Source organism: Micromonospora sp. ATLC20 (assembly GCF_057196585.1).
The window spans coordinates 1-12,882 of the sequence record NZ_JBXUOV010000170.1 but is presented as its reverse complement, the minus strand read 5'-3'; the positions used below and the strand labels follow the sequence as shown (position 1 = coordinate 12,882).

Genomic DNA, 12,882 nt, shown 5'->3' with positions numbered 1-12,882 from the left:
GTCGGGGTCCGCGCCCCCAACGCGATCGTCGCCCCCGCCGGCGCCAACCCCCCCGGCGCGGGGGGGGACCGCGGGCGCCGCGGCGCCGACATCGTCGGCGCCACCTTCTTCGGCGACGGCGCGGTGAACGAGGGCATGCTGCTGGAGGCGTTCAACCTGGCCGCGCTCTGGCGGATACCGGTGCTGTTCGTCTGCGAGAACAACGGCTACGCCACCACCATGCCGGTCGACGGCGCGGTCGCCGGCACCATCGCCGGGCGGGCCGCCGCGTTCGGCATGCCGGCGGCCGTCGTCGACGGGCAGGACCCCGAGGCGGTACGCGAGGTCACCGCCGCCGCCGTCGCGCGGATGCGTGCTGGCGGCGGCCCCGAGCTGATCGAGGCCCGCACCTACCGCTTCGACGCCCACCACACCTTCGAACATCAGGTACGCCTCGACTACCGGCCGCCGGAGGAGGTGGCCGAGGGCCGGTCCCGCGATCCGGTGGACATCGCCGGAGCACGGCTGGACCCGGCGGTACGCGCCGAGGTGGACGCCGCGGTCGAGGCGGAACTGGACGCCGCCGTCGACTTCGCGCTCGCCGGGCCGCACCCCGACCCGGCGACCGCCCTGGACCACCTGTACGCCAGCGGGCTCACCGCCCGGACCGGAGGTGGCTGAATGCCCCGGCTCTCCTACCGCAGGGCGCTCACCCGGGCCCTCGCCGACGAGATGGCCCGCGACGAGTCCGTAGTGGTGCTCGGCGAGGACATCCGGGTGGCCGCCGCGAACGTCACCACCGGCCTGCTGAAGAAGTTCGGCCCGGAACGGGTCCGCGACACGCCCCTGTCCGAGCAGGCGTTCACCAGCTTCGCCACCGGCGCGGCGCTGGCCGGGGCCCGCCCGGTGGTGGAGTTCCAGATCCCGTCGCTGCTGTTCCTGGTCTTCGAGCAGATCGTCAACCACGCGCACAAGTTCCCGCTGATGACCGGCGGCCAGTGCGCGGTGCCGGTCACCTACGTGGTGCCCGGCTCCGGCTCCCGCACCGGCTGGGCCGGGCAGCACTCCGACCACCCGTACGCGTTGTTCGCCCACGTCGGCGTGACCACAGTCGTACCGGCCACCCCGGCCGACGCGTACGGGCTGCTGGTCTCCGCGATCCGCTGCGACGACCCGGTGGTGGTCTTCGCCCCGGCCGGCGCCCTGGACCTGCGCGACGACGTGACCGACCCGGCGCCGGTGCCGCTGGGTCGCGGGATCGTCCGCCGCGCCGGCACCGACGTGACGGTGGTGGCGGTCGGGCACCTGGTGCACGACGCGCTCGCCGTCGCCGAGGAACTCGCCGGCCAGGCGTCGGTGGAGGTCTTCGACCCCCGCACGCTCTACCCGTTCGACTGGGACGGCCTCGTCGAGTCGGTGAGCCGCACCGGGCGGCTTGTCGTCGTCGACGACGGCAACCGCTCCTGCGGCATCGCCGGGGAGATCATCGCCACGGTGGTCGAGCGGGTCCGGCTGGCCGCGCCACCCCGCCGCGTGACCCGCCCCGACGGCGCGGTGCTGCCCTTCGCGCCCGCCCTCGACCGGGCCGTGCAACCCGGCCGCGACCAGCTCACCGCCGCCATCCAACTGACCCTCAAGGACGGATGAACGATGGACCCGAACTACACGTGGCCGCCGCTCGGCCAGGCGTGGACCGACCTGCCCGAGTCCACCCGTACCGCGATGGTGACCGCCGGCGCCGCGGCCTGGGAGAAGATCTTCCACGGCCGGGCCACCTACAACAAGCAGTGGCGGCTGGCCCGCCCGCCCGTGTTCACCGCCGACGCGTTCCGCGAGCTGAACGAGGTCTGCGACCGCATCGCCCAGCTCATCCTCGAGGCCTGCCGGCGCCGCGCCCGCACCGCCGGTGAGCTGCGCCTGCTGCTCGACGTGCCGGACGGCGAGACCCGGCTGCTCGACCCGGACGAGGAACTGCACGAAGGGCTGCTCGCCGCGTACCGGCCGGACGTGCTGTTCTCCGGTGGCGTGCCGTGCATCGTCGAGTACAACATCGACAGCAGCCTCGGCGGCGGCTTCGACGCCGACACCGTGATCCAGCGGTACGCCGAGCTGTACCGTACCCATGACCTGCTCGACGGCGCGCGACCCGCACCGTCCCTGCTGGACCAGCGGTTCGTGGCCATCCGGGACACACTCGGCCTGCCCGACGGCGCCCGGGTGGCGCTGCTGATGGACTTCGACGCCGACTACCCGGGACTTGACGACCCGGAGACGTTCATCCGCATCCTGTCCCCGCTGATCGACCAGGCCCGCCCGTTCGGCATCGACCTGGTCATCGCCCCGGTCGCCACCGCCACCCTGGACGCGCAGAGCCGGCTGGTCGTCGGCGGCGCCCCGGTGGACGCACTGTTCCGGTTGTTCGTGCCCAACCGGGTCACCCCGAGCGCCGGGCTGGACGCGGTGGCCGACGCGCTCGCCGCGGGCACGCTGCCGATGTTCGTCAGCAGCGCAGCCTGGCTGCTCAGCAACAAGCTGAACTACGCCTGGCTCTGGGACGACCTGGACCTGCTGCCGGAGGACGACCGGACGCTGATCCGCCGGTACGTGCCGCACACCGTGGCGCTCACCGCCGACCAGCTCGACCGGGCGCTCGCCGAACAGGCCGACCTGGTCGCCAAGCCGGCCGGTGGCTCGGCCGGACACGGCGTGCTCATCGGCCGGGAGATGACACCTGTGGCGTGGGCGGACGGGGTACGCGCGGCCGTCGCCGAGGGCGGCAACATCCTGCAGCGCTACCACGAGGCGGACCGGGTGGCGATGGACTTCGTGCAGATCGAGACCGGTGAGACGGTCACCGCCGACGTCCCGTACAGCCTCGCCCCGTACCTGTTCGACCGCACCGGGTCCGGTGCGCTCGCCCGGGTCGGCTACCCGGGTTGCGACGAGGTCCTCAACCTGGCGAGAGGCGTCCTCCTGACCGGCATCCTCCTAACGGACTGACCCCGGTCCTTCCCGTCCACCCCCGTTCCCCCTCCCTCCCAGCGTTGATCAAGGAGTTTCTGTCCTCACGAGGGCGCGTCACCGACCCGAACTCCTTGGTCGACAACGTGGAGCCGGGGTCGGCGCGTGACCCTCGCCCCTGACCCCGCTGATCATGAAGTTGACGGGAACAAATCGGACGCTCAGCGCCGCCAACTTCATGATCGGCGGATTGGGCCGGGCCGGGCCGGGTCGGGTCGGGTCGGGGTCGGCCCTCGGCCCTCTGATCCCGCTGATCATGAAGTTAGCGGCGACAAAACCGACGCAGAGTGCGGTCAACTTCATGATCGGCAGGGCAGGGCAGGGCAGGGCAGGGCAGGGCAGGGCAGGGCAGGGCAGGGCAGGGCAGGGCAGGGCAGGGCAGGGCAGGGCAGGGCGGGCAGGGCAGGTCAGGTCAGGTCAGGTCAGGGCGGGTCAGGGGTGGGGGAGGTGGGTGGCGAGGACCTTCAGGGTTTCGGCGGTGGCTATGGCATCGCTGCGGGCACTTCCGTGCCGGCCGTCGCTGCTGTACAGCGACGCATCGGCCACCAGCGGATGGTCGGTCAGGTGGACGTGCAGCGTGCCCAGGCGCTCGGCCACGCCCCGGGTGTGCCGCGACAGCCGGCGCATCCGCTCGCCCAGGCCCGCGCGCAGCGCGTCCGGCACCGCAGGGCTGTGCGACACGTCGAACATGCCCACAGTGATGACGTCCGCCCCCGCCTCCCGCAACGCGGTGATCATGGCGGTCAGCTCGGCGTCGACCGCGTCCGGGTCGTAGGCGGACCGGAACGCGTCGTTGCCGCCACACACCACCAGGGCCAGGTCCGGCTCGAAGGCCAGCGCGTCGGCGAGCTGGGTGGCCCGGACCTCGTGCGCGCGCAGCCCGCGCCGGCCCAGGTTCAGGTAGGCCAGCTCCGGCCGGATCGCGCGTAGCTCGGCCGCGATCCGGTCGGCCCACTGGAGGTCGGGGTAGCCGTCGGCCGGCTCGCACAGTCCTTCCGCGACGCTGTCGCCCAGCACCACGAACCGGCGCCAGGGGTGCCCGCGCAGCAACTCGGTGGCCTCCCCGGGACGCAGGCACCACGGGTCGGTCGCCTCGGTCAACGTCGATGGCATGACCGGCAGGCTAGCCGAGCGTCCCACGCGGGGAAAGAGGCTCAGGGCAGCAGGGCCAGCAGCTCCCCGGGCCGGGACAGGCTGAGGTCGGCCGGCTCGTCGGGGTCGTACTGGTGGCCCCACGCGGCGGCCACCGCTACCGCGCCGCTGTGCCGGGCGGCGCGTACGTCCAGTGGTGAGTCACCCACGTACGCGGCGCGGCCGGGCGGCACGCCGAGGTGCCGGCAGGCCGCCTCCACCCCGTCGGGCGCCGGTTTCGGGCGGTCGACCTGGTCGCCGCCGAGGACGACCTGGAAGTGGCCGAGCAGGCCCGCCCGGTCGAGCAGGATCTCGGCGGCCCGGTGGCTCGCGCCGGTGAACACGCCCACCGGCACCCGGGCGGCGATCTCGGCCAGCGCGTCCGCGACGCCGGGGTAGACGCGTACCCGCCCGGCGAGCGCGTCCAGCTCGGCGTGGTAGCGGTCCAGGTCGTCGCCGGAGGCCGGCCGTCGCAGCAGGTGCGTCAGCAGGTCGATGGGGGAGCCGATCGAGTAGCCGGCGATGACCTCGGCGTCGGTGTACGACGGGCCGCCGCCGGCCCGCACCGCCGCCCGGTACGCCGCCGGCACGACCGCGTGCGACTCGACGAGCGTGCCGTCCATGTCGAAGACGATCGCCTCCACCGGGCCGGTCACGCGGTCTCCGCCCGGTGCGCGGTGGCGAGCCGCTTCGGGGCGCGCGCGTGCCACGCCTCGGTGACCAGTTCGGTCAGCTCGTCCACGTCGATGCGGTCGAGCCGGACCAGCACCGCCGGATAGCCGTCGAAGTGCGGCGTGGTGAAGTAGACCGCCGGGTCGTCGGCGATCAGCGCCTCCTTGGCGCCCAGGTCGGGCACCCGCGCGCCGAGGATCGGGCCGTCCGGCGCGGCGTCGCCGAGCGACTCTAGTTCGCCGCGCCGCAGCGGCCGTTCCCAGACGAACGACTTGTCGCGGACGCGCCAGGCGGGCGCCTGGTCGTACGTGGGTCGTTCGGTGGTCTCCGGCAGTGCCAGCGCGATGCGCCGCACGTCGTCCCAGGTCGCCATGGCCCCGACCCTACCGCCGCCCCCCGACACCGCGGCCCGGACCGGCAGGCTCAGACCGGACCCGCAGGCTCAGAGCGGACCCGCAGGCTCGGGACCGGGCCGGCGGGCTCAGACCGGGGTGGGCGTGGCCGGTTCCGCGGCCGGGCGCCGGGACGCCCGGTTCAGCAGCAGCGGTCCGACGGTCAGCACCAGGCAGACCACAGACATCACCAGCAGCGCCGGGGTCAGGTCGAGCAGCGCCACCGACCAGCCGCCGAGCAGCGCGCCGACGGGCAGGCCGAGGAACGCCACCGATCCGGAGATGCCCAGCACCCGGGTCTGCAGCTCGCCCGGCACCCGCTGGTAGAGGGCGGCGCCGAGCAGCGGGTTGACCGCCGCGATGCCGATGCCGGACAGGAAGGTCACCACGAGCACCACGACCAGGTCGTCGCTGAGCGCCAGCGCGAGCAGCCGGGGTGCGCCGCTGAGCGTCAGCCCGAGCGCGAACGTCGTCCCGGCCGGCAGCCGGGTGCCGAACATCGTGAACAGCAGGTTGCCCAGCAGTGCGCCGGCCGAGAAGACGCCCAGCAGCAGACCGAACCCGGCCGGGTCGCCGAGCACCTGGTTGACCCAGAGCGGGATCCAGACCGCGACGCTGGCGTTGGCGAACATGTTCGACACCGAGACCACGATCAGCATGATCATCAGCGTCCGGTCGGTGCGCAGGTACGCGAAGCCGCCGCGCAGCGCCCGCAGGTAGGGCTCCCGGGGCGCCGGTTGCGCCGGTGCGGGTGGCCGGACCAGCACGCCGATCAGCAGCGCGCAGACCGCGAACGTGGCCGCGTCGATCCAGATGGCGCGGGTCAGCCCGACCCAGTCGATGAGCAGTCCGCCGAGTACCGCGCCGAACAGCGTCATGCCCCGGGCGAGGCCGTCGTAGGCGCTGGTGAGCCGGATCAGCGGCACCCCGGCCCGCTCGGCCGCCGGTTTGAACAGCACGTGCTTGACCCGGTCGCCGATGCCGCGCAGCCCGCCGGCGATCGCCACCAGCACCAGCAGCGTGCCGAAGCCGAGCCAGGGCGCCAGCGCCACCACGGCCATCGCGACGGCGCTCGCCGCGTCCACGAACACCGAGGTACGGCGTACCCCGAACCGGTCCGCCCACGGCGTCGCGAGCGCGCTGGAGAGCATGTACGGAAGCGTCTCCGCCGCCGCGACGAGTCCCATCTTGGTGGGACTGCCGGTGGTCTCCAGCACCAGCCAGGGGATGGCGACCACCGAGATCCGCGTGCCGAGGTTGGACAGCAGGTCGGCGCCGACCAGGGTGTACAACTCCCGGCGCGGGTTCACGCCGGACTGCCGATCGGGTCGGCGCCGGCCGGGTGGGCCGCCGCGTACCGGGCCCGCAACGCGCGCTTGTCCACCTTCGCGGACCGGTTCAGCGGCAGCGCGTCGACGAACTCGACGGCGCCGGGCGCCCACGTCTCGCTCAGTTCCCGGACCACGAGCGCGATCAGCTCCTCGCCGGTCACCGACGCGTCCGGGGCGGGCACCACGTACGCGTGCGGCAGCTCCCCGGCCACCGGGTCCGGTACGCCGATGACAGCGGCGGCGCGTACCTCGGGGTGGCCGGCGAGCACGTCCTCGATCGGGCGGGAGTAGATCGGCCAGCTGCGCTGCCGGGTGAGGATGCGGTCCTGTAACCGGTCGACCAGGTAGAGGTAGCCGTCGGCGTCGAGGTGCCCGATGTCGCGGGTGCGCACCCAGCCGTCGACGAGCGTCTCGGCGGTCAGCTCCGGCCGGCCGTGGTAGCCGGCGAAGCTCAGCTTGGTGCGCACCCACACCTCGCCGTCGGAACCGGCCGGCAGCACCCGCCCGTCCGCGTCGCGGATCTCCACCGTCACGTCGCCGTACGGGCGGCCGCAGGACCGCAGTCGCTCCGGATGCTCCGGGTCCTCGGTGAGTCCGGGCAGCGCGCAGATGACGACCGCCTCGCTGAGCCCGTACACGATGCGCAGGCACGGGCCGAAGCGGGCGATGGCCTGGCGTAGCCGGGCCGGCGCGGCGGGCCCGGCGCCCACGTTGAACATGAACATGGCGGAGAAGTCGGCGCCCGGCAGGTCGGGATGGTCGAGCACCTCGTAGAGCATCGGCGGGGTGACGAACGTGGAGGTGAGCCGCTCGGCGTCCACGGTGGCGATGAACGCGGCCGGGTCCCACTGCTCGCGCAGGAACAGCACGCCGCCGGTGAACAGGTTGAACAACGTGGTGATCTGGCCGCTCGCGAGCCACATCGGGGAGTGCGACAGGTGCCGCAGCAGCGGGAACCCGGCGCCCCGGAAGTCGGCGGCCAGCGCGAGCACCTGCCGGTAGAAGCTCTCCCGGTGGTGCACCAGCTTCGGCGTGCCGGTGGTGCCGCTGGTCTGCAGGAACGACTCCGGCGCGGGCACCGCGGCGGGCAGATGGACCGCCGGTCCGGCGGCCTGGGCGGTCAGGTCCGGTCCGGCGCCGCCGGGACCGAGGCAGAGCACCGGTACGCCGGACAGGCCCGCCGCGATCTCCACCGCCTGCGCGTCGCGCGGGTCGTGGACGAACGCCTCCGGCGCGGACAGCGCGACGAACTCGTCGACCTCCCGCCGCGAGGTCACCGGCGCGACCCACATGCTCCGGCAGCCGAGCAGGTGCAGGGCCAGTTGCAGCAGCGGCCCCTCGACCGTGTTGCCGAGCATCACCAGCACCGCGGCGCCCGGGCGTACCCCGTGGTGGTGCAACGCGGCGGCCAGGCCGCGCACCTGCGCGGCGACCTGGGGGTAGGTGAGGCGGCGTCCGCCGCCGACGAGCGCCTCCCGGTCGCCGAACCCGGCGAACAGCTCCAGCGCCTCGTGCACATAGTTCGGCCGGTCGGTCATCGGGCAGCCCCCATCATGGTCCGCGAGCGGCGTCCGGCCAGGTCAGGGCCGGGACAGGACGGCAGGTGCCAGGGTCGGCGACCGCACCGCCGCCAGCCCCGAGCCTAGGCAGCCACGGTCCACGGCGGACAGAGCCGATCGTCGCTGCGTCCCGTCCCGCGGGCATTTGATCATGTCGATCAGGTTGATTGACGCTCGTCACAGCCGGAAGCTAGTTTCCGGTCCATCGCCCGGGCCGGTGCCGCCGACCGCGTCACGCCCGGGGCTGCCGACCATGGAGGATCGATGCCGACCCCGAAGAGATGGCACGTCATAGCTTCCGCCGTCACGCTGCTGATCGCCGCCACCCCGGCGGTCACGGCGAGCGCCGGCCCGACCGGGAACGACCGCGCCGGGCACGGGCGCGCCGAGTGGGCCGGAACCTGGGCCGCCGCGGTGACCCGCGGGAACACAGTGGGCCTGACCAACACCGGCCTGAACAACCAGAGCATCCGGATGACAGTGCAGACCTCGGTGGGCGGCCCGCGCCTGCGGGTGCGGCTGACCAACCTGTACGGCGAGCAGGCCGTCCAGGTCGGCCGCGCCACCATCGCCCGGCCGAACACCGCCACCCCCGACGACCTGTCCGACATCGTCGGGTCGAGCGTCCGCCAGCTGACGTTCTCCGGCGCCGGCTCGGCGACCATCAACAAGGGCGCCGAACTGCTCAGCGACCCGGTGGCCTTCCCGGTGGCCGAGCAGGAGGACCTGGTCGTCACCCTGTACTTCCCGGTGCTCACCGGGCCGGTCACGTTCCACGGCCAGTCCCGGGTCACCAACTTCATCGGCGCCACCGACCTCACCTCGGCGGCCGAGGGCACCGGCTTCACCATCCGGCCCAACTGCTGCTGGATGTTCCTGTCCGGCATCGACGTGGAACGCAAGGCCACGCCCGGCTCGGTGGTGGTGCTGGGTGACTCCATCAGCGACGGCAACGGCAGCACCGTCAACGCCGATCAGCGCTGGTCCGACCTGCTGGCCAAGCGGCTGATCGACGCCCGCCCGGAGCCGCGTACGCCGGGTGTGCTCAACCTCAGCCTGGCCGGCAACCGGCTCAACCACGAGGGCCCCGAGCCCGGCGCGGACAACTTCCCCGGCTACTACGAGCTGGGCCCGAACGCGCTGGCCCGGCTCAACGAGGACGTGTTCCCGCAGACCGGGGTGCGGACCGTCATCACCCACCTGGGCATCAACGACATCTGGATGAACGGCGACAGCCCCGAGGCGATCATCGCCGCGCTGCGCCAGCTCAACCGGCAGGTCCAGGCGCGGGGCCTGACCAGCATCGCCGGCACGCTCATGCCGTACGAGGGCAACGGCGGGCCGGGCGTGTGGACCCCGGAGAAGGACGCCACCCGCCAGGCGGTGAACACCTGGCTGCGCGGGCCCGGCCGGGCCGAGTTCGACGGCATCGTCGACTTCGACGCGGTGATGCGGGATCCGGCCCAGCCGAGCCGGCTGCTGCCGGCGTACGACTCGGGTGACCACATCCACCCGAACGACACGGGCGCCGCGGTCATGGCGAACGCCGTACCACTGAAGTTGCTCGGACTGTGACACCGGGCGGGGGCGGCGGTCGACACGACGCCGCCCCCGCCACCGTTTTCCTGGGGAGGAAGAGACAGTGGACGTCAGCGAGATCCTGACCGGCCTGTACAGCGAACAGGGCCGGCAGAACCCCTATCCCTTCTACGCGGCCCTGCACGAGCACGGGCCGATAAACGCCGTACCGGCCCGGGCCGAGCACAGCACCGTGAGCGCGGTCGCCGGCGGATACGACGTGGTGGACCAGATCCTGCGCGATCCCGGCTGGTACAAGGGCTTCCCGCCCGGCTGGGAGGAGCAGGAGATCCTGCGCACGTTCCTCACCTCGATGATGTTCGTCAACCCGCCGGACCACACCCGGATGCGCGCGGTGTTCGCCAGGACGTTCACCCCGCGCCGCCTCGGCGCGCTGGAACCGGTGATCGAGCGGATCGTCGCCGAACGCCTGGACCACCTGGCCGAGGCGGGCGCGGACGGGCACGAGGTGGACTTCGTGGCCGACTTCGCGTACCCGGTCCCGGCGCTGGTGATGGCCGAGTTCATCGGCCTGCCCGCGGCCGACCTGACCTGGTACCGGCAGCGGGTCGACTGGATCGACGAGTACATGGACGTCTCCGGCAAGACGCCGGAGCGGCTGGCCCGGGCCAACCAGGCCGCCGAGGAGCTGCGCGTCTACTACCGGGACCTGATCGCCCACCGCCGCCGCACGCCCGGTCACGACCTGATCAGCGGGCTGGTCGAGGTGCTCGACGCGGGCGGCGTGGACCTCACCGAGGAGGAGTTGATCAGCAACCTGATCGTGCTGTTCAACGCCAGCTTCGTCACCACCGTCTACATGTTCAGCAACGGCCTGCCGCTGCTGCTGGACCACCCGGACGTCACCGCCGCGCTACCAGGCGACGACGAACTGGCACGCGGCTGCGTCGAGGAGGTGCTGCGGATGGAGAGCCCGGTGCACTTCCTGGCCCGATCCGCGCCCGCCGGCGCCGACCTCGGCGGCGTGCCGGTCAGCCGCGACGACAACGTGCTGCTGCTGATCGCCGCCGCCAACCGTGACCCGGCGAGGTTCCCCGACCCGGACCGCTTCGACCCGCGCCGCGCCGGCCCGCCGTCGCTGGCCTTCGGCGTCGGGCTGCACTTCTGCCTCGGCTCGGCGGTGTCCCGGCTGGAGGGCCGCCTGGCGCTGCCGCGCCTGTTCGCGCGCTTTCCCCGGCTCGCCGTCACCCAGCCCTACACGTACAGCGGGAGCCTGTTCCTGCGTGGAATCGACAAACTCTTCGTCACCACCGGGGAGGCCGGATGACACTCGATCCGCAGGTGGTCGCGTGGCGGGCCGCGCGCGCCGCCGCCGGCACCGCGCCGCTCTACACCCAGACCCTCGCGCAGGCCCGCGCCGCCGACCTCGCCGCGATCCGCGCCGGGTCCGGCGCGGTCGAGCCGGTCGCCGAGGTACGCGACACGACGGTGCCCGGCCCGGCCGGGCCGCTGCCGGTGCGGATCCACCGGCCGGACGGCGACGGTCCGCTGCCCACGCTCGTCTACTACTTCGGTGGCGGCTGGACGCTCGGCAGCGTCGACACGGCCGACGGGATCTGCCGGCGGCTGGTCAACCTGGCCGCCGTCCAGACCGTGACCGTCGGCTACCGGCTCGCCCCGGAGCATCCGTTCCCGGCGGCGGTGGAGGACTGCCACGCCGCGTTGCGGCACCTCGCCGCGCACGCCGCCGAGTTCCGCGTCGACGCCGACCGGCTGGCGGTGGGCGGGGACAGCGCGGGCGGGAACCTGGCCGCCGCGGTCACGCTGCTGGCCCGCGCCGACGGCGGTCCCCGGCTCGCCGCCCAGCTGCTCGTCTACCCGAACACCGACCAGCGGCCCGGGCACCGGCCGGGCGACGACGAGGACCCGATGCTGTTCAACAGGCACTCGGTCGGCTGGTACCGCGGCCACTACCTCACCGACCCCGGCGACGCCGCCCACCCGCTCGCGTCGCCGCTGCTCGCCGAGGACCTGTCCGGCCTGCCGCCGGCGTTCGTGGTCACCGCCGGGCACGATCCGCTGCGCGACGAGGGCCTGCGGTACGCCGAGCGGCTGCGCGAGTCCGGCGTGCCCACCGAGACGGACGACTACCCGGGCATGGTGCACGGGTTCTTCGCCATGCCCGGCGTGTTCGACGCCGGACGGCAGGCCCAGGAACGTGCCGCCGCCTTCCTGCGCCGCGCCTTCGGGCTCGACCCGGCGCACGCCCGGGCGGCGACGGGTGCCGACCATGGCTGACCCGGCGGACGGGTTCGTGCCGCCGGCCAGCCTGGCCGAGTTCGCCGCGCTCGCCCGGGCGGTCCTGCCGGCCGACGTGTGGGACTTCGTCGACGGCGGCAGCGGCACCGAGACCGCCCTGGCCGCGAACCGGGCCGCGCTGGACCGGGTGGCGGTGCTGCCCCGGATGCTGGCCGGGGTGGACGACCCGTCCACCGAGGCGGCGCTGCCCGGCGGCCGGGCCGCGTTGCCGGTGGCTGTCGCGCCGATGGCGTACCAGCGGCTGCTGCACCCCGACGGCGAGCCGGCGCTCGCGGCGGCGGCCCGGGCGGCGGGCGTGCCGTACGTGGCGAGCACGCTGTCCAGCACGCCGATCGAGGAGATCGCGGCGACCGGCGCGACGGTGTGGTTCCAGCTCTACTGGCTGCGCGACCGGGCGCTGGTGGCCGACCTGCTCGACCGGGCGGAGGCGGCCGGCTGCGCAGCGGTGATGGTGACTGTGGACGTGCCGGTGCTCGGGCGGCGCCTGCGCGACGCCCGCAACGGGTTCGCGCTGCCGCCGCACGTCACCGCCGCGAACCTGCCCGGCGGCCGGGACGACCTGGCGCACCAGGGCACCCCCGGCGTCTCGGCGGTGGCGGTGCACACCGGCGCGGTGTTCGCCCCGGCGCTGAGCTGGGCGGACCTGGAGTGGTTGCGGGAGCGTACCCGGGTGCCGTTGCTCGTCAAGGGCATCCTGGACCCGCGCGACGCGGTCCGCGCGGCGGACGCCGGCGTCGACGCCGTGGTGGTCTCCAACCACGGCGGACGGCAGCTCGACGCCGCCCCGGCCAGCGCGGCCGTGCTGCCTGAGGTGGTCGAGGCGGTCGACGAGCGGTGCGTGGTGCTGCTGGACAGCGGCGTCCGCGGCGGTGTCGACGTGCTGCGCGCGCTGGCGCTCGGCGCGGACGGCGTGCTGCTGGGCCGGCCGCTGCTCTGGGC

Annotated in this window: 12 protein-coding genes; 7 read left to right on the top strand and 5 right to left on the bottom strand. The window is 73.8% G+C overall.

All coding sequences use genetic code 11. The features are described from left to right. The 3 genes from AC2CHG_RS25560 to AC2CHG_RS25550 form a co-directional block, all read left to right on the top strand. Positions 1–660, top strand: a 660-nt coding sequence (locus AC2CHG_RS25560; RefSeq protein ID WP_484525741.1) for a thiamine pyrophosphate-dependent dehydrogenase E1 component subunit alpha, incomplete at its 5' end; no start/stop codon positions are given. Next, positions 661–1,626 carry an alpha-ketoacid dehydrogenase subunit beta gene (locus AC2CHG_RS25555; protein ID WP_262011734.1) on the top strand — a complete coding sequence of 322 codons (966 nt, stop codon included), beginning with the start codon at positions 661–663 and terminating at the stop codon, positions 1,624–1,626. It begins immediately after the preceding gene. Between the two features lie 3 nt (positions 1,627–1,629). Then, on the top strand, positions 1,630–2,979 hold the full coding sequence (locus AC2CHG_RS25550) for a hypothetical protein (protein WP_262011733.1): 1,350 nt from the start codon (positions 1,630–1,632) through the stop codon (positions 2,977–2,979). 453 nt (positions 2,980–3,432) lie between these two features. Here the strand turns inward: AC2CHG_RS25550 and AC2CHG_RS25545 are convergent, their stop codons facing one another. The 5 genes from AC2CHG_RS25545 to AC2CHG_RS25525 all read right to left on the bottom strand — a co-directional run bounded on the left by AC2CHG_RS25545 (position 3,433) and on the right by AC2CHG_RS25525 (position 8,064). Further along, complete coding sequence (locus tag AC2CHG_RS25545) at positions 3,433–4,113, bottom strand: SGNH/GDSL hydrolase family protein (protein WP_262011732.1); 681 nt, start codon at positions 4,111–4,113, stop codon at positions 3,433–3,435. Between the two features lie 41 nt (positions 4,114–4,154). After that, positions 4,155–4,787, bottom strand: a complete 633-nt coding sequence (locus tag AC2CHG_RS25540) for an HAD family hydrolase (RefSeq protein ID WP_262011731.1) — start codon at positions 4,785–4,787, stop codon at positions 4,155–4,157. Then, entirely contained in the window at positions 4,784–5,176 is a 393-nt protein-coding gene (locus AC2CHG_RS25535) for an MmcQ/YjbR family DNA-binding protein (protein WP_262011730.1), read from the bottom strand. Before AC2CHG_RS25535 ends, AC2CHG_RS25540 begins: the two co-directional genes overlap by 4 nt. Positions 5,177–5,284: 108 nt before the next feature. After that, a complete protein-coding gene (locus AC2CHG_RS25530) occupies positions 5,285–6,505 on the bottom strand; it encodes an MFS transporter (RefSeq protein ID WP_194799265.1) in 1,221 nt (406 codons plus the stop codon). Further along, entirely contained in the window at positions 6,502–8,064 is a 1,563-nt protein-coding gene (locus AC2CHG_RS25525; protein ID WP_262011729.1) for an AMP-binding protein, read from the bottom strand. The genes AC2CHG_RS25530 and AC2CHG_RS25525 overlap by 4 nt, the downstream gene beginning before the upstream one ends. Before the next feature lie 285 nt (positions 8,065–8,349). On the opposite strand from AC2CHG_RS25525, the gene AC2CHG_RS25520 reads away from it, so the two are divergent. The 4 genes from AC2CHG_RS25520 to AC2CHG_RS25505 all read left to right on the top strand — a co-directional run. Further along, complete coding sequence (locus AC2CHG_RS25520; RefSeq protein WP_402806737.1) at positions 8,350–9,660, top strand: SGNH/GDSL hydrolase family protein; 1,311 nt, start codon at positions 8,350–8,352, stop codon at positions 9,658–9,660. A gap of 67 nt (positions 9,661–9,727) precedes the next feature. Further along, positions 9,728–10,951: a cytochrome P450 gene (locus AC2CHG_RS25515; RefSeq protein ID WP_262011728.1), complete on the top strand. Its 1,224-nt coding sequence runs from the start codon at positions 9,728–9,730 to the stop codon at positions 10,949–10,951. Further along, positions 10,948–11,922, top strand: a complete 975-nt coding sequence (locus AC2CHG_RS25510) for an alpha/beta hydrolase (RefSeq protein WP_262011727.1) — start codon at positions 10,948–10,950, stop codon at positions 11,920–11,922. Before AC2CHG_RS25515 ends, AC2CHG_RS25510 begins: the two co-directional genes overlap by 4 nt. Next, positions 11,915–12,882 (top strand): alpha-hydroxy acid oxidase (locus tag AC2CHG_RS25505; protein ID WP_484525740.1); only part of this gene is annotated, 968 nt, incomplete at its 3' end. The genes AC2CHG_RS25510 and AC2CHG_RS25505, both read left to right, overlap by 8 nt.

Excerpts from the sequence above, each read along its gene's own strand:
- AC2CHG_RS25525 (WP_262011729.1), bottom strand. The coding sequence starts at position 8,064 with ATGACCGACCGGCCGAACTATGTGCACGAGGCGCTGGAGCTGTTCGCC.
- AC2CHG_RS25555 (WP_262011734.1), top strand. The coding sequence starts at position 661 with ATGCCCCGGCTCTCCTACCGCAGGGCGCTCACCCGGGCCCTCGCCGAC.
- AC2CHG_RS25550 (WP_262011733.1), top strand. The coding sequence starts at position 1,630 with ATGGACCCGAACTACACGTGGCCGCCGCTCGGCCAGGCGTGGACCGAC.
- AC2CHG_RS25535 (WP_262011730.1), bottom strand. The coding sequence starts at position 5,176 with ATGGCGACCTGGGACGACGTGCGGCGCATCGCGCTGGCACTGCCGGAG.
- AC2CHG_RS25545 (WP_262011732.1), bottom strand. The coding sequence starts at position 4,113 with ATGCCATCGACGTTGACCGAGGCGACCGACCCGTGGTGCCTGCGTCCC.
- AC2CHG_RS25520 (WP_402806737.1), top strand. The coding sequence starts at position 8,350 with ATGCCGACCCCGAAGAGATGGCACGTCATAGCTTCCGCCGTCACGCTG.
- AC2CHG_RS25510 (WP_262011727.1), top strand. The coding sequence starts at position 10,948 with ATGACACTCGATCCGCAGGTGGTCGCGTGGCGGGCCGCGCGCGCCGCC.